The organism is Melioribacter sp. Ez-97, from assembly GCF_051488665.1.
In the GTDB taxonomy this organism is placed as follows: domain Bacteria; phylum Bacteroidota; class Ignavibacteria; order Ignavibacteriales; family Melioribacteraceae; genus Melioribacter.
The window spans coordinates 296,003-312,940 of the sequence record NZ_JBPSEG010000002.1; the positions used below are offsets into that span (position 1 = coordinate 296,003).

A 16,938-nucleotide genomic window follows, 5' to 3' on the forward strand; every position below is an offset into this window, starting at 1 on the left:
GTAAAACGCCTTATATTAAAGTTGAATCGAGTTTGCCGATAATATATCGATCGAGATCGGAGAAATCAATTTCCCTCAGTTTTTTCTTTTGACCGGGCGGCACGTAATCCGGCGCAATTTCCAATAATGGAACAATTACAAAATCTCTTTTGAAAACCTCCGGATGGGGAATAATAATATCGCCGGTGTCGTAGACCAAAGTATTGAGGAAAAGTATGTCGAGGTCGATTTCGCGCGGACCCCATTTTACGTCGTCTTCTTTTCTGCCCAATTCCTTTTCGATGCTTTTAAGAAATTCAAACAAACCGATTACTCCAAGACCCGTATCGATTTCAATTACCGCGTTATAAAAATTCTCCTGGTTGGGATTGCCGTACGGTTTGCTTTCGTAGACCGAGGAGACGGCAAGAACTTTGCAACTTTCGTGCTCTTTGATTTTTTTAACGGCTTCTCTCAGGTACTGAATGCGATTTCCTTTGTTCGAGCCGAGACCGATATAGATATTATCTACCATTTTCCTTAACTACCTCCGCTTCGACATAATCGATTACACCGCCGACGGGAACGTGATGCTTTCTTACGCGTACCGCAACTTTCTTTATTGAAGGATATTTCTCCAATAATCCGTCGGCAATAATTGTCGCCAAAGTTTCGATCAAATATAATTTTTTATGATAAACGAGACTATTGATGTACTTATATACTTCGTCGTAATTGATTGTAAGTTTAAGATCGTCCTTTGCGGCGGCTTCGGAGAAATCCGTATAGATGTCGACGTCCGCTTCAAACTTACCGCCGATGTTTTGTTCTTCCTGCAAGGCGCCGTGATACGCATAGAAAACGGCATTCTTCATCCGGATAATATTCGTCATATATTCACTCTGCTCCTGCGCATATGAAAATATTTTATTAACCCTTTAAAATTAGCAAATAATATTCCGATAAGCACTAAAGAACTTCCTATTATTACTCTTTTAGAAAAATATTCGTCGAGTATCAGCCATCCCAGAATAACCGCAATAATCGGAGTAATAAACGCGCTTAAAGAAAGTATCACAACGTTCATTCTTTTTAACAACCAGTAATATGTCGTAAACGTAATAACAGTGCCAAAGAAAGCAAGGTACAAAATCGAGCCTATCGATTTTGCGTCGAAAATCCATTCAGACGGATTTTCGAATACAAACGCTACCGGGATCAATACAATACCGGCAATTAAGAGGGGTAGAAAATTCATTGAGAGCGGATGCAGGTGACCTCCGTGTTTCTTCATTGCAACCGCAATAAAAGCCTGCATCATCGAACTTACGAGCACGGCAATCATTCCCCACAAATAATTTGTGATTTCGATATTAATATTTTCCGAAAAAATTATCACGATTCCAGCAAAGCCCAGAACCACGCCTGCAATTTGGCTTAAACTAACGCGGTTTTGCGGCAGCATTAATCGCGAAAATATTATCACGCCGAAAGGCATTATCGCGAACAATATCGAAGCAAGCCCGGAGGGTATAAATTGTTCAGCCCAGTAAACCAATCCGAACGGAATTATAAATGAAAAGAACGCCAGCATCAAATAAATTTTGACAGACTTTTTATCTACCTGAAGGTCTAAATCGTTGAATTTCATCAAAGAATAGATAAAACCGGAAGCCAACAGAAATCGTATACCCACTGATATAATCGGGTCGATCGAATCGAGCCCCAGTCGAATTGCCAGCCACGTAGAGCCCCAAATAATACATATCAAAATATAGCCGCCTGCAATTTTTAAGTTTTCCAAATTTTACTCCTTCATATAAATTACTCCGAGCGCTCTGCCCGATAGTTTGCCGTCCCTGCGGTAAGAGTGAAGCAAATCTTTTTCCTTAAATGTGCATCCCTCATAAATTTCGACGTTCGATTCGGGTATGCCGTAATTGAGCAAAACGTCGACACATACGCCTTTCAAGTCCAGATAATATTTCCCGTCGTTCTTCAAAAAATATTTGTCATCGAACTGAGACGCAACCTCCTGTCCGACTTCATAATTATCCCTCGATATCGAGGGACCTAAATAAACGAACAATGAATCGGGATTAACGTCGAAGTTATGCAGTAAATAATCGAGCGTTTTACCCAAGATATTTGCTTTTGTGCCGCGCCAGCCTGAATGTATGCCTGCAATTATTTTTTTCTTTTTATCGTACAAGAAAACCGGGATGCAATCCGCGACAGAGATTGCAATTGCTATACCCGGCTGGGTTGTTATCATTGCGTCGGATTCTCCGACAAAACCGCCTTTGTCCACAACTTTTATAATATCCGAATGGATTTGCTTTTGATATGCTACATTTTCGGACGCTATTCCAAGACATCCGAAAAATGCTTCCCGGTTTTCTTTCACTCTGTTGGCATCGTCTCCAACGTTGTACGACATATTAAAATAATACGGAGCTTTTCTTTCGAGCCCTATCTTAGTCGAGAATCCGAAAACGAGATTGTCAAATTGTTGAAACAGCTTGCTTTGAATTATTTTTATCATAAATCCGCTTATGAAAATCTAGATAATTATAAAAATAAAATTAACGCCGGAATTATCAAGAATAAAATTTAGATAAAAAAAATAATTCTTGACACTTCCAAATTCGATGGCTAAATTAAACAGGAGATTTGCCTCTCATTAAAATCCGGAGGGTTATATGAAGAAACTAATAGTATTATTATTAATGATTGCCGGAACTATTACGGCTCAACCCGAGCAAGGGAAATTTTCTTATAAAGATTTTAAGAAACCCGAATTCTGCAGGTCGTGTCACAACGATTTTTATCAACAGTGGAAACAGGCAATGATGTCCCGGGCATATACTCACGAATGGGACGAAATAGAATATTTCAAATTGGCTGTGCCGCACGCTGAGAAGGACGAGAAAGTGGCGGAAGTAAAAGCCGGTTGCAACGGCTGTCATTCGCCTATCGCTTATGTTACAGGCGATACTCCCCCTCCCCTGCCAAAAGAGAATTCGCGCGCAAACGAATCGGTCTCGTGCGATGTTTGTCACAGCATTAAAGGCTATTCCGGAGACGTACCGTATAATTTCAATTATATCATCGACCCGGGTAAAACCAAGTTTACGTCGAGAAAAAACAGCGTTGATTCGCCCGTGCACGAAATTGTCGTTACGGAGCTTCATAAGAGCGGAGATTTTTGCGGCATCTGCCACAACGAAAAAAGTCCCTACGGCGTCTGGGTAAAATCGACTCATCTGGAATGGAAAGAAGGACCGTATGCCAAAGAAGGCGTACAATGCCAGGATTGTCATATGACAAAAGGCGAAATGAAAACCGCATCGATGGGACCCGCATATAAAGATGCGAAACTTCATCTGTTTCACGGCGCGCACGATCCGGGCAAAGTACGCGGAGTAATTGAACTGCGTATCAATCCGGATATGCGCGAAGCCGAACCCGGCGAAACCGTAAAATTTACGCTGGCTCTTTTCAATCAAAAAACGGGTCATAAATTTCCTACCGGGTCAGTAGAAGATCGTATAGTATGGCTGCATGTGGAAGCAGTCGATGCAAACGGAAAAGTTTATCATCTGCCGGTCGATAAAAAAGGCTTCGAAGGGGAAGAATATACAATAGCAAGTAAAGAACTCGCTTATCAGGATATGGGAATTGCGCTCGGCAATCCGGATTTCAAAGGAGTCGAACGCGACGGTGTGCCCGAAGGCGACAGAATTTTCAGAATGCCTTACTTCGATCCTCAGGGCAGAATGACTATTCAACAATGGAACACTGCGTCTTTAGGCGTCGATTACAGAATCGGTCCGCGCGAAACCAAATTGGAAACGTTCACTTTTCACATACCGGACGACATGCCGCCGGGCAAACTCAAAGTGACCGCCGTTTTAAATTATCAGTTGTTGGTTAAACCGGTAGCCGATTTTCTCGGGGTTCCGGAAGAAGAATCGAGAATTGTAGAAGTCAACAGGCACTCGACCGAAATCGAAATTTTACCATAACAAAACGCGGGCTATAAGATGAAAAAATTAATACTCTTATTCGCGCTTATTATTTTTTCGGCTGAATTCATTTACGGCATACCTGCTTTTGCCAGAAAATACAGAATGAGCTGTCAAACTTGCCACGCTCCTTTTCCTAAATTGAAACCTTACGGAGACGAATTTGCAGGCAACGGTTTCAGATTATCCGATCAGGAAGCGCCGCGATATTACATTAACACAGGCGACGACGATCTATCCCTTATCAGAGAACTGCCGCTTGCAGTTCGTCTTGAAGGCTACACAACTTACAATATGAACAATTCTGACAAATTTGACTTTACAGCTCCGTATATCTTAAAATTACTTTCGGGAGGCGAACTGTCGAATAAGATTTCATATTATTTCTATTTCTTTTTTAGCGAAAGAGGCGAAGTGGCAGGCATCGAAGATGCTTTTCTTATGTATAACGACCTGTTCGGATACGACCTCGATATTTATTTGGGTCAATTCCAGGTGTCCGACCCGCTGTTTAAAAGAGAGTTGAGACTTACGCTCGAAGACTATTCGATCTACAAAGCCAAACCGGGATATGCCAAAGCCGCCTTAACTTACGACAGAGGATTAATGATAACGTACGGCGCTCCAAGCGGAACTGATATCATCCTGGAGATACTCAATGGCAACGGAATCGGGGAAGCAAATAATCTGAAAATATTCGACGACGACAAATATAAAAACGTTTTGTTGAGAATATCACAGGACGTAAACGATAATCTAAGACTCGGAGCATTCGGTTATTACGGAAACGACGAAATCGAGGACGATTTCGGCTACAATTTCACAAACGAATTTTATTCATGGGGCGCAGATTTTACTTTATCGTATGAACAAATATGGGAACTGAACGTTCAATATCTCTACCGGAACGACAAGCAAGCCACGTACTTTAACAACGACATAGAAACCCAGGGCGGCATGGCAGAATTGATTTTCAGTCCCCTGGGAGACGAAAGCAAATGGTACGGAGTCGCTCTATTCAACTGGGTCGATTCCGAATGGAATCCTCTCGACTATAAAACCGCAACTCTTAGTATCGGTCATTTGTTGAACCGGAACATAAGATTGATAGGCGAATGCACTTACAACATTAAGAATGAATTCGCTCAGTTCAGCCTTGGTATAATCTCGGCGTTTTGAGATCAATGAGTTCCCAATAATTATTGGGAACTCATTTTTTTTCTTCGGCTTTAAGTTTTTGCCCTTCGATTATTACAGAAGCAACATAAATAATAAATAAGCCCGAAGCCAATAAAACGGCAGCCACATCGATTACGGTTACAATCCTTCTGCCCCATAAAAACGGGAAAGCGCCGAAATAATAAAGAATCGTATTCAAAATTATTATAAATACTCTTACTTCGGTTGGTCCGATTTTGTAATAAGACAATCGGAAGACGCCCTGGATATAAGTTCTGATATATACAAGTATCGACATAAGAAAGTAACTGAGAAGCGCCATTAATACAAATTCAAACTGCGCGTACGGTGAAAGACCTATTCCGAAGGCAATGAAAATCATACTTATGGAATCGAGCGTGTGATCGATAAAAAAACCGTAACGCGGTCTTTCGATATGACGATACCGAGCCAATGTTCCGTCGAGACTGTCGCCGAACCAATTTATTACGAGTCCTAAACTTGCCAACCACAGATAATTTTTATCGTAGTTGGTCATATAATAACTCCATCCTGTAAGGAAAGAACCAAACAATCCCAATAACGTTAATTTGTCCGGCGTCATAAATTCCGGCATTTTGGATGCAAGCCACTTGAGCGCGGGTCTTTCGAGCGGTCCCAACAAAATATCATTAATTCTTTCGTGCGGTTTTTGCATTGCTCTCTTAAAATATTGTGAATTATTAAAAGAAATATAAGAAATACTTATAACTTTCCATTATTATCTCTCGAATACATTAGAAAGAATCAATATATTCGACGTTTAATTTTTGTCTGAATTTTTTATTGAAGCCCTGCTTTTATCATGGTAACGCGCCAATTCTTTAAAAACAAAAAAGGATGATTTCTCATCCTTTTTTAATGGTGGGCAGAGACCACGCCTCCGTCGTGGTAAACTCCATCTCACCGCCGTATCTTCTTTAAAAACAAAAAAGGATGATTTCTCATCCTTTTTTAATGGTGGGCAGAGACCACACCTCCGTCGTGGTAAACTCCATCTCACCGCCGTATCTTCTTTAAAAACAAAAAAGGATGATTTCTCATCCTTTTTTAATGGTGGGCAGAGACGGAATCGAACCGCCGACACAAGGATTTTCAGTCCTTTGCTCTACCGACTGAGCTATCTGCCCAACCTAAAACAGCATATTGCCACTAAATTGTGGCAACAAATCTATAGAAAAAGAGAAATAAAATCAAAACATTTTCGCACAAAATTACATTACGAGAGCCATAATTGCTTTTTGTACGTGCAATCTGTTTTCGGCTTCGTCGAAGACTACGGAGTTAGCAGAGTCGATTACATAGTCAGTCACTTCGTCGCCTCTGTGAGCGGGCAAACAATGCATAAACAAATAATCGTCTTTTGCATTTTTAACCAACTCGCTGTTGACCTGATATTTTTCAAAATGTTTGCGGCGCTCGTTAGCTTCAGCTTCCTGTCCCATGCTTGCCCATACGTCTGTGTAAACAATGTCTGCGTCTTTTACGGCTTCTACCGGGTCGGAAGTAATAATGATTTTACTTCCCATGTAATCCGCATTCTTTTGGGAATTATCCACTATTTCTTTCTTGGGCGTATAACCGGATGGAGAAGCTATTGCAATATCCATTCCGACTTTCGAACAGCCGTGAAGCAACGAGTGAGCCATATTGTTGCCGTCTCCGATATAAGCGAGTTTTAATCCCTGCAGTTTTCTTTTCTTTTCAAGAATCGTAAAAAGATCGGTCAATACCTGACAGGGATGGAGCAAATCCGTTAAACCGTTGATTACCGGGATATCCGCGTATTTGGCTAACTCAATTACATCGTCATGCGAAAATGTTCTGATCATAATACCGTCGAGATATCTCGACAACACTTTTGCCGTGTCGTGAATATTTTCGGACTTTCCGAGCTGCAAATCGTCCGGTCCGAAATAAAGCCCTAGACCGCCCAACTGGTAAATTCCGGTTTCAAAAGATATTCTGGTTCTTGTCGAACGTTTATGAAAAATCATACCGAGCGTTTTGCCTTCCAGCAGTCGATGAGGCTCGCCGGTTAATTGCTTTTCCTTCAAAGTTTTCGACAAGTCGAATATTTGATAAATTTCTTCTAATGTTAAATCGTTGATGGAAATTAAATCTTTCCCTTTCATGTTGATTGCCATAAGTCACCTGAAATTTTAATTTAATGCAAAAATAAAAAAGATTTGGTTAGGACGGAATAATTCTTGTCCCGCAATTCTCTTTTTCTATTTCTTCTTCGTTTGTAATAACTGCTTCGTTGCCTGTTTTTTCTACAAATTGAATGGCGGCGAGAATTTTCGGGCCCATGCTTCCTGGCGGAAATTGTCCTTCGTCGTATAATTTTTTGGCTTCTGTAACGGTTAATTTATCGAGCTGCTTCTGATTTTCCTTTTTGTAATTTATATAGACCTTCGGCACGTCCGTAATGATGTAAAAACGGTCGGCTTTTATTTCGCTTGCCAGAAGTCCCGACGCCAGGTCTTTGTCGATAACAGCTTCGATGGCTTCAAGATATTTCGTATCCTGATGCCAGTAGACGGGTATTCCTCCGCCGCCCACGCCAATTACGATATGACCTCGTTCGACCATTTCTTTTATTACCTGCTTATTCATAATATCGACAGGCTTGGGCGAAGGCACAACTCTTCTCCATCCTCTTTTGGCTGAATCTTCTTTGAATATCCAACCTTTCCGCGCGGATAAATCGTCGGCTTCTTCTTTTGAATAAAATCTGCCGATCGGTTTTGTCGGATTTTGAAACGCCGGGTCGTTGATGTCAATAAGAACCTGAGTAATAATCGCCAGGACGTTCCTTTGAATGTCCGTCTTACTCATGGCGTTTCTCATTTGCCTTTCAATCATGTAGCCGATTCCTCCCTGGGAATCGGCTACGCAAATATCTAAAGGCATTTTGGGAATATTGAATTGATTGTAGCCGGCTTCGTTTCTCAGCAATATATTGCCGACTTGAGGACCATTGCCGTGAGTAAGAACGAGATTATAACCGTTCCGTAACAGACCGATCAATTTTTCGCACGTTTCAAGCGTATGCTTTTCCTGTTGCTCGATTGTTCCGGTTTCGTCCCCCCTCAGCAGGGCATTACCGCCCAATGCGACAACGGCTATTTTATTCATAACAATCCTTTTGACCTTAACACGGACTCTAAAGTATTTTCGCCTTTTTCGTCGAGTTCGTACATTACTCTCGTTGTCGGTTTGTTTATTTTGAGTATTCGTCCAAGATCTATCGGAGTGCCGATTACAACCGAGTCGCAATCGGTGCGGTTAATTGTTTCTTCAAGATCTTTAATTTGCTGTTCGCCGTAACCCATTGCCGGCAAAAGAACGCCGATATTCGGATATTTTTTGTAAGTGTCTGCAATCGACTTAACGGTGTAAGGTCTGGGATCGACTATTTCTTTTGCATTCAGCTTTTGGGCTATTACGGTGCCGGCTCCGTACTTCATTTCCCCGTGAGTCAAAGTCGGACCGTCTTCAACAACCAGAACGCGTTTTCCGGTTATCAACTCTGGTTTATCGACTGTAATGGGAGAAGCCGCTTCGATTATAACCGCATTCGGATTTACATTGCGGACGTTTTCCCTTACCGTTTCGATGCCTTCTTTTGTTGCCGAATCGATTTTATTTATGATAACGGCATCGGCCATTCGAAGCGAAGTATTGCCCGGATAATATCTCAATTCGTGACCCGGACGATGCGGATCGACAACGGTGAAAGTAAGGTCGGAATGATAAAACGACATATCGTTATTGCCGCCGTCCCAGAGAATTATGTCAGCTTCCTGTTCGGCTTGTCTTAGAATTGCTTCGTAATCGACTCCCGCATAAATTACGCCGCCTCTTGCAATATGAGGTTCGTATTCTTCGCGCTCTTCAATTGTGCATTCATATTTATCCAGATCTTCGTAGGATGCAAAACGCTGTACTTTTTGTTTAACAAGGTCGCCGTATGGCATAGGATGACGAATTGCCACAACTTTCTTTCCCGCTTCCGACAATAATTTTACTATTTTTCTGGAAGTCTGAGATTTACCGCATCCGGTTCTTACGGCAAGCACCGATACAACCGGTTTGCTGCTTTTAATCATAGTTTCCTGAGCGCCCATTAATCTGAACGATGCGCCGGCGGCATTAACAATCGACGCTTTAGTCATCACGTACTCAAAAGGCACATCCGAATAAGCGAAGACGACTTCATCGGCTTTGAGTGTTTTGATTAAATCGACAAGTTCGCTCTCGTCGTATATTTTAATACCGTCGGGATAAAGCTTGCCCGCCAATTCCGCGGGATAAACTCTTCCTTCGATATTGGGAATCTGTGTTGCCGTAAAAGCGACAACTTCGTAATTTTCATTGTCCCTGAAATAGACATTGAAGTTATGGAAATCGCGTCCGGCTGCGCCCATAATAATTACTTTTCTTTTAGTCATACTACACCTCAGTTTATTTATTCTACAGTTACGCTTTTAGCCAAATTTCTGGGTTGATCTACATTCAATCCTCTCTTTACAGCCACATGATATGCAAGCAGCTGAAGCGGAATAACGCTTAGTATCGGTTGAAGCATATTAATTGTTTTAGGCACTCTTATAACGTGGTCGACCAATTTCTCAATATAATCGTCGTCTTCGTTAACAATAGCCAGAATTCTTCCCTTGCGGGCTTTAACTTCCTCGATGTTGCTGATAACTTTATCGTAAACAGCATCTTTGGTTGCAATAAAAACAACCGGCATATTTTCGTCTATCAATGCAATCGGTCCGTGTTTCATTTCGGCTGCGGGATAACCTTCCGCGTGTATGTAGGATATTTCTTTCAGCTTGAGAGCTCCTTCCAGAGCGACGGGGAAATTATATCCTCGTCCCAAATAAAGGAAGTTTCTGCACGACATATACTCTTCGGCAATTTTTTCTATCTGGTCGTTCGATTCAAGAATTTTTTTAACTTTTTCGGGCAGCGATTGCATTTCGCGTATAATGTTTTGACCTTCAATAAGACTCAGATTTTTCTTGCGCGCAAGCAACAAAGTAATCAATGAGAGAACCACCAACTGGGAAGTAAACGCTTTGGTCGACGCCACTCCTATTTCGGGACCCGCGTGTATATAAACGCCGGCGTTGCTTTCTCGAGCAATCGAGCTTCCGACAACGTTACAAATACCGAGGCAGAGCGCGCCCTTTTTCTTAGCCTCCTTGAGCGAAGCCAACGTATCCGCGGTTTCGCCGCTTTGGGATATAAAGATTACGGTATCTTCGGGACGAATTATCGGGTGTCTGTAACGGAACTCAGAGGCATATTCGACTTCCACCGGAATGCCCGCATATTCCTCAAGCATATACTCGCCCACAAGCCCCGCATGCCAGGATGTGCCGCACGCCGAAATAATAATTCTTTGCGATCGTACAATCCTGTCCTCGTATCCCTGAAGTCCGCCGAGTTTGGAAATTCCTTCTTCGAAGAGCAATCTGCCTCGCATCGAATTAAATATCGAATCGGGCTGTTCCATTATTTCTTTGAGCATATAATGCGGGTAACCGCCTTTTGTTATTTCGTCGACGTTCATGTCGACCTTGTGAATTTCTTTGATAATTTCTTCGTCGTGAATTGTTTTTGCGTGGAAATGGTCTTTATAGATTTCGGCAATTTCGCCGTCTTCAAGATAAACGACCTGACTGGTATGAACAATCAGAGCATTCACGTCGGAAGCGATAAAATTTTCGTTTTTCCCTATCCCGATTACCAGAGGCGAACCTTTTCTTGCGGCGATAATTTTGTCGGGTTCTCCTTTGTATATGACGGCGAGCCCGTAAGTGCCTTCAACTTCGTTGAGCGCGTAGCGTACCGCCTGGAATAAATTATTTTTCAGTTTCAGGTAATAATCGATTAGATGCGCCAGAACTTCGGTGTCGGTTTCGCTGACGAAAGTATAGCCTTCATTAATCAAATTATTTTTTAGCGTGGAGTAATTTTCAATAATGCCGTTATGAATAATAAAAAGAGTTTGCTCTTTATTGCTATGGGGATGCGCGTTTGTAACGCTCGGCTCGCCGTGAGTAGCCCAACGGGTATGACCGATGCCCAAATTAGCGGATATATTTTGTGAATAGACGTTTTTTTCCAGCTCGGAAACTTTGCCCTTTGTTTTGATTGCCCTGCATTCTTCCCGACCGACAACAGCGATTCCCGCCGAGTCGTAACCCCGGTACTCCAAGCGTTTGAGCCCCTCGATTAAAATAGGAACGCAATTCTTGTCGCCAATATAGCCAACAATACCACACATAGATGGTTCTCCTATGTTTTGATTAAATAAAAATGATTTTCAATATAAGGAAATTAGTGGTCAGGGCAAGGACGCAACAGAAGGAGTTCCGAGGAAATAAAGAGTCTGTTTGTTTTATGAGGGTGCTTAATTAACATATTCGCAAAAATTTGTTATCAGAATTTATAAAAAATCTTTGTGAATAGTCAATACCGCCCTTAAATCAATCCCATGGATTTCTCTTATAAAGATTATTCAACGGATGAAGTTCTTTTCGCCCGTCGGCATATACGGCTACCCATTCAGCCAGGCGTTTTCCTAAACGTCGACACGCTTCAATTTCTTTATCGAGTCTCGGTTCGCCGGCTTGAACGGCTCCGTAATGAGCGGTAAACTGATGACCGCTATAATCAGTAACGCCGAATACCAGAAATCCGTAATTCATCAAAACCGTCAGAATCGACATACAGGTTAATTCGCCGCCGCCTCCCCAGCCTCCCTGGGAACTGAATGCGCAGCCGATTTTACCGTCGATTCTTTGCCAATCCGGGAGCAAATCTTCCCAGAATTTTTTCATCCCGGAAGATAGAATTCCCAGATGAGTCGGCGAACCGACAGCCACTCCGTCGCACCAAATTATATCCTCTCTCGAAGCGGTATTGGTGTCTTTCAATCGAATTTCGGTGTCCGGAATTTGCGAAGCTCCTTCCGCAACGTACTTAGCCATTTTTTCCGTATTGCCGTCCTTGCTGTAATACAGGATAAGTACTTTGCCCATCTCTGCCCTGAGAAATTTTTTTGTATAAAAATTTTTAAAATGCCCTGCAATTCAAGCAGTTACAGATAAAAAGTCTTATGATTTCAAAACTATATCGTCGAGAGAAATTTTAGTAAATCTCATTGAATGCACTTTGTTCGGAACAGGGATTACAACCTGAGGCTTAACATATTTTTCGAACTCGTCTCTGAATCTCTGAATCATAAATTTAACCGGCCATGCGGCGGCGTCTCCGAGAGCGCAAATCGTATTTCCTTCGATATTCTGAGCGACGCTTACCAACAAATCGAGGTCTTTCGAAGTGCCATTACCCTGGTCAATTCTTTTCAGAATTTTTTCCATCCATCCTGTGCCTTCGCGGCACGGCGTACACTGTCCGCAACTTTCGTGATGATAGAAGTGAGTAATTCTTAGCAAAACTTTGAGGAGGTTAGTATCCTCGTCCATAACGATAACGCCGCCCGTACCGATAGCCGAGCCTGCTTCTTTAAGCGATTCGGCGTCCATTCTTATTCCTTCTAGTTGGTCTCCTCTCAGCGGAGGCATAGAAGAACCGCCCGGAATAACGCATTTTATTTTCTTATTGCCCGGCACGCCTCCCGCTACATCGTAAATTAATTCCGTTAACAAAATACCCGTAGGCAATTCATAAACGCCGGGTTTGTTTACATGTCCGCTAATGCCAAACAGCAGAGTGCCGGGATGTTTCGGCGCTCCGATTTTGGAGAACCATTCCCACCCCTTCAAAATTATCGGCGGTACGTTTGTAATTGTCTCTACGTTGTTTATTGTAGTAGGGCATCCCCATAAACCTTTTTGAGCCGGGAAAGGCGGTTTGACGCGCGGATAGCCTCTTTTTCCTTCAATCGAATTCATTAATGAAGATTCTTCACCGCAGATATAAGCGCCTGCTCCTTTATGAATATATAAATCGCAATGAAAATCGACGCCGAATGTGCTCTTCATTTTTTCGCCGAGATAACCTCTCTCATAAGCCGTATCGATAGCCTGCTGCATCAATTTAATCCATTTATGGTATTCGCCTCGAATGTAGAGGTATGCGGTTTTTGCTCCAATAGCGTAACAAGCAATGATAGCGCCTTCGATTAATTGGAAAGGATTGTATTCGAAAATTTGTCTGTCTTTGAATGAACCGGGTTCGCTTTCATCTCCGTTAATGCAAAGATATTTGGGCATATCCGTAGTCTTAGGCATAAAGCTCCATTTCAAACCCGTCGAAAACGCCGCGCCGCCTCTTCCTCTCAATCCGGATTTCTTCACATGGTCGATAATATCGTCGGGAGATTGGGAAAAAGCTTTTTTAGCAGCTTCGAAACCGCCATTCTGAAGATAGACGTCGATTTGATTTAAATTCGGTATTTCGGGTAATACAATTCTTTCCATTATCAATAGACCTGATATTATTTCAGAGAATTGAGAATTTCTTCAACTTTTTCTTTTGTCAAATTTTCATAATAATCTTCATTGACCGCAATCATAGGCGCATAGCCGCATGCGCCCATACATTCTACTTCTTCGATCGAAAACTTCCCGTCGGGTGTCACTTCCATATTATCGATTCCGAGTTTGCTTTTAACCTGTTCCCAAATTTCATAACCGCCCCGCAGCATACACGAGACATTCGTGCAAACCTGAATATGATATTTGCCGACGGGTTTAGTATGAAACATAGTATAAAATGTTACGACCCCCAGAACGTCCACTTTGTCGATACCGAGCACATCGGCAATTTCAGCCATAACTTCGTTAGTAATATAACCGTTTTGCTCCTGCGCAATATAGATTGCCGGCATTACGGCAGCTAACGACTCCGGATACTTTTTACGAGCTTCTTCTATTCGCTTGAGATTTTCTTCTGTAAATTTAAAACTCATATTCAATTATTCCCGACAGCTATTTAAATAATTATTTATCGGCTTCGCCCATAACGGGGTCGAGACTTCCGATTATTGCAATAACATCCGATATCATGGCGCCTTTACAAAGTTGCGCTATTGCTTGCAAGTTGCAGAACGAGGGCGAACGAATTTTCAATTTCCATGGATTTCCTTTGCCGTTGCTGACAATATAGAATCCCAATTCTCCTTTCGGATTTTCGGCCGAAAAGAAAACGTCGCCTTCAGGAGGATTAATTCCGTAATTAATTATCATAAAGTCGTGTATCAACTCTTCCATCTTCGTGTAAATTTCGGTCTTGTGAGGCAGTACGTGCTTCGGATCGTTTGCCATAACTTCACCCGATGGCATTTTATCGAGAATTTGATAAAGAATTTTGACGCTTTCCCGAACCTCGTCGCCTCTCAGGAAATAACGCGCAAGACAATCGCCTTCGGTATAGACAGGTATATTAAAATCCATTTCATCATAAAACAAATAGGGCTTTGCTCTGCGAACATCGTATGCCACTCCGGAAGCTCTCAGATTGGGACCGGTAACTCCCAATTCGATTGCGTCCTCTTTGGTAAGAACTCCGATGCCTTCAAGTCGGTCTATGAAAATTCTGTTTGCGAGCAAAAGTTTATCCATTTCTTCCAAAGCCGGATGGAACTGGTCGAGGAAATCGCGCACCATTTTCAGAGTTTCGTCGTCCGCGTCGGATGCGACTCCGCCTATTCTGGTATAACTCGTTGTAAATCGCGCTCCGGCAAGCCGGTCGAAAATATTTTGAATTTTTTCGCGTTCCCGGAATGTCCACATCACCATAGTAACGGCGCCCACATCCATAGCGTATGTGCCGATGGCGACCATATGAGCCGCAATACGCGATAACTCCGCTACCATCATACGGATATATTGAGCGCGTTTCGGCGCTTCGATTCCCAATAACTTTTCAACAGCCAGAACATAAGCGACGTTATTGCACATTGTAGCCGTATAGTCGAGGCGGTCGGTATGAGGAATAAATTCGATATAACTCATCTCTTCTGCCATCTTTTCGTAACCGCGATGCAGATAGCCGAGTTCCGGCACGCAGTTAACCACTGTTTCGCCGTCGATGCGCAGTAATAGTCTGAGCACTCCGTGAGTAGCCGGGTGCTGAGGACCCATATTGATAACCATCTCGTTTTCGAGAGCGTCTTCGATGGTTATGTTTGAATCTTCCAATAATTTTTTGTAAATCTTTTCGTCGGTATAAACTTTTTTATTATTCGTCATAGTTATTCCGGTTTTTCTGGCAGTGGTAATGAGCCCGGTATTCCTAAGACAGGAAATTCTTTACGAAGAGGATGATATTCGAATCCTTCGGGCATATACATTCTTCTCAAATCGGGATGATTCCGGAAACTAATGCCGTACATATCGTAAGTTTCGCGTTCGTACCAGTTTGCGCTTCGCCAAACAGAAGTAACTGAATCGATCGCAGGCGGTTCTTCAGAAATGTTGGCTTTGATTCTGAGATTAAAATTATTTTTAAACGAATAGATATGATAAACGACGGTAAATCGATTTTTGCGAGTAGCCCAATCGATTGCCGTAACGTCCTTGCACATTACGAATTGAAGCTCTTCGTCGTTTTTAAGAAAGCCGGCAATCTCAACTATTTTGTTCGGGTCAACGGATATTGAAACGTCGCCTCTGAATTCAGCAATTTCAAAAACCGATTCTCCAAATTTCGCTTTGATTTTTTCAGTAATATTTTTTTGATCCATATTATCTATTTCTGCAGTTCTAATAATGGTTTGTCCTGAAAATCCCGCGCGCGGGTTTTGGCAATTTTCTGTTGAATAGTCATAACCGCATTTATCAGGTTTTCCGGTCTCGGCGGGCATCCCGCAGTATAAACATCGACGGGAAGAAACTGGTCGATACCCTGAACGACGTTATAAGAACGATACATCCCGCCTGAAGAAGTGCAGGCTCCCATTGCAATAACCCACTTGGGTTCGGGCATCTGGTCGTAAATTCTTCTGACCACCTGAGCCATTTTATACGTAACCGTGCCGGCGACAATCATCAGGTCGCATTGACGCGGCGTGAATCTCATAACTTCGGAACCGAATCGCGCAAGGTCGTATTTAGGGTCCGCCGAAGCAATCATTTCGATAGCGCAGCACGAAATACCCATCGGCATCGGCCAGACGGAACTTTTACGAGCCCACGCTATAACTGCGTCGATCGTTGTCGTAATAAAACCATCCTGCGTCAGCTTGGCTTCTAATCCCATTTCAATCCTCCTTTCATAAGGATGTACAAATACCCGAGCTCGAGTACAACCAAAAAGATAAACATCGGCATAAAAGCGAATAATCCGTGCGAATGGAACATATTTCTGAATTCGACAGCCCACGGATAAACATAAATAACTTCGATATCAAAAATTATAAACAGCATTGCGACAAGATAATATTTTACAGAAATTCGCTCGTGGGTGCTGCCTACCGGGTCTTTACCGCTTTCATACGAAAGATTTTTTACTTTGTTGGGTCTGTAAGGTCCGAATAACCGTGAAGAAAAGACTATTGCCAGACTTACGATTACGGAAAATGCAAGCACCAGAAAAATTGGGAGATAGTCTAATAACATGAGTAAATCTATTTTTTTTATTCGGTAAAATAAGCTAAAAGAGGGTATAAAGTCAAAGTATCTCAATTAAAAAGGGAAGGCTTTCTCACCCGGAAGTTTTTTGT

At 42.4% G+C, this 16,938-nt stretch carries 18 protein-coding genes and 1 tRNA gene; 2 read left to right on the top strand and 17 right to left on the bottom strand.

Going from position 1 to position 16,938, the window contains the following annotated elements:
• Positions 1-10: 10 nt before the first annotated feature.
• Genes folK through pgeF form a run of 4 tightly spaced genes read right to left on the bottom strand, consistent with a single transcriptional unit; the run spans position 11 to position 2,524 of the window.
• Positions 11-514 carry a 2-amino-4-hydroxy-6-hydroxymethyldihydropteridine diphosphokinase gene (gene folK / locus ACSSWA_RS03605; RefSeq protein ID WP_437355215.1) on the bottom strand — a complete coding sequence of 168 codons (504 nt, stop codon included), beginning with the start codon at positions 512-514 and terminating at the stop codon, positions 11-13.
• Positions 504-872, bottom strand: a complete 369-nt coding sequence (gene folB, locus ACSSWA_RS03610; protein WP_437355216.1) for a dihydroneopterin aldolase — start codon at positions 870-872, stop codon at positions 504-506. Before folB ends, folK begins: the two co-directional genes overlap by 11 nt.
• On the bottom strand, positions 869-1,783 hold the full coding sequence (locus ACSSWA_RS03615) for a DMT family transporter (protein ID WP_437355217.1): 915 nt from the start codon (positions 1,781-1,783) through the stop codon (positions 869-871). The genes folB and ACSSWA_RS03615 overlap by 4 nt, the downstream gene beginning before the upstream one ends.
• 3 nt (positions 1,784-1,786) lie before the next feature.
• Positions 1,787-2,524 (bottom strand): peptidoglycan editing factor PgeF, encoded by a 738-nt coding sequence (pgeF, locus tag ACSSWA_RS03620; RefSeq protein ID WP_437355218.1) that lies wholly within the window; start codon positions 2,522-2,524, stop codon positions 1,787-1,789.
• Positions 2,525-2,681: 157 nt separating this feature from the next.
• Between pgeF and ACSSWA_RS03625 the strand changes: the two genes are divergently transcribed.
• Positions 2,682-4,007: a multiheme c-type cytochrome gene (locus ACSSWA_RS03625; protein WP_437355219.1), complete on the top strand. Its 1,326-nt coding sequence runs from the start codon at positions 2,682-2,684 to the stop codon at positions 4,005-4,007.
• Between the two features lie 18 nt (positions 4,008-4,025).
• The gene (locus ACSSWA_RS03630; RefSeq protein ID WP_437355220.1) at positions 4,026-5,186 is read left to right on the top strand and encodes a hypothetical protein; all 1,161 of its coding nucleotides are present in this window, start codon (positions 4,026-4,028) and stop codon (positions 5,184-5,186) included.
• A gap of 31 nt (positions 5,187-5,217) precedes the next feature.
• On the opposite strand, the gene ACSSWA_RS03635 is transcribed toward ACSSWA_RS03630, so the two are convergent.
• The 13 genes from ACSSWA_RS03635 to ACSSWA_RS03695 form a co-directional block, all read right to left on the bottom strand.
• Positions 5,218-5,883, bottom strand: a complete 666-nt coding sequence (locus tag ACSSWA_RS03635; RefSeq protein ID WP_422881360.1) for a CDP-alcohol phosphatidyltransferase family protein — start codon at positions 5,881-5,883, stop codon at positions 5,218-5,220.
• A gap of 396 nt (positions 5,884-6,279) precedes the next feature.
• A tRNA-Phe gene (locus ACSSWA_RS03640) sits at positions 6,280-6,355 on the bottom strand.
• An 84-nt stretch (positions 6,356-6,439) separates the two neighbouring features.
• The gene (gene argF / locus ACSSWA_RS03645) at positions 6,440-7,372 is read right to left on the bottom strand and encodes an ornithine carbamoyltransferase (protein WP_437355221.1); all 933 of its coding nucleotides are present in this window, start codon (positions 7,370-7,372) and stop codon (positions 6,440-6,442) included.
• Between the two features lie 46 nt (positions 7,373-7,418).
• Complete coding sequence (arcC, locus tag ACSSWA_RS03650; protein ID WP_014854832.1) at positions 7,419-8,366, bottom strand: carbamate kinase; 948 nt, start codon at positions 8,364-8,366, stop codon at positions 7,419-7,421.
• On the bottom strand, positions 8,363-9,682 hold the full coding sequence (locus tag ACSSWA_RS03655) for a cyclic 2,3-diphosphoglycerate synthase (RefSeq protein ID WP_437355222.1): 1,320 nt from the start codon (positions 9,680-9,682) through the stop codon (positions 8,363-8,365). Before ACSSWA_RS03655 ends, arcC begins: the two co-directional genes overlap by 4 nt.
• 17 nt (positions 9,683-9,699) lie before the next feature.
• Positions 9,700-11,532: a glutamine--fructose-6-phosphate transaminase (isomerizing) gene (gene glmS / locus ACSSWA_RS03660; protein ID WP_437355223.1), complete on the bottom strand. Its 1,833-nt coding sequence runs from the start codon at positions 11,530-11,532 to the stop codon at positions 9,700-9,702.
• Positions 11,533-11,734: 202 nt separating this feature from the next.
• Complete coding sequence (locus ACSSWA_RS03665) at positions 11,735-12,289, bottom strand: flavodoxin family protein (RefSeq protein ID WP_437355224.1); 555 nt, start codon at positions 12,287-12,289, stop codon at positions 11,735-11,737.
• 75 nt (positions 12,290-12,364) lie between these two features.
• Complete coding sequence (gene nuoF / locus ACSSWA_RS03670) at positions 12,365-13,693, bottom strand: NADH-quinone oxidoreductase subunit NuoF (RefSeq protein WP_437355225.1); 1,329 nt, start codon at positions 13,691-13,693, stop codon at positions 12,365-12,367.
• 17 nt (positions 13,694-13,710) lie between these two features.
• The gene (gene nuoE / locus ACSSWA_RS03675; RefSeq protein ID WP_437355226.1) at positions 13,711-14,184 is read right to left on the bottom strand and encodes an NADH-quinone oxidoreductase subunit NuoE; all 474 of its coding nucleotides are present in this window, start codon (positions 14,182-14,184) and stop codon (positions 13,711-13,713) included.
• 31 nt (positions 14,185-14,215) lie between these two features.
• Entirely contained in the window at positions 14,216-15,466 is a 1,251-nt protein-coding gene (gene nuoD / locus ACSSWA_RS03680) for an NADH dehydrogenase (quinone) subunit D (protein ID WP_437355227.1), read from the bottom strand.
• Between the two features lie 2 nt (positions 15,467-15,468).
• Positions 15,469-15,960, bottom strand: coding sequence for an NADH-quinone oxidoreductase subunit C (locus tag ACSSWA_RS03685; protein ID WP_437355228.1), 492 nt, complete (start codon positions 15,958-15,960; stop codon positions 15,469-15,471).
• 5 nt (positions 15,961-15,965) lie between these two features.
• Positions 15,966-16,475: an NADH-quinone oxidoreductase subunit B gene (locus tag ACSSWA_RS03690; protein WP_437355229.1), complete on the bottom strand. Its 510-nt coding sequence runs from the start codon at positions 16,473-16,475 to the stop codon at positions 15,966-15,968.
• Positions 16,466-16,834, bottom strand: coding sequence for an NADH-quinone oxidoreductase subunit A (locus ACSSWA_RS03695; protein WP_437355230.1), 369 nt, complete (start codon positions 16,832-16,834; stop codon positions 16,466-16,468). Before ACSSWA_RS03695 ends, ACSSWA_RS03690 begins: the two co-directional genes overlap by 10 nt.
• Positions 16,835-16,938 lie beyond the last annotated feature (104 nt).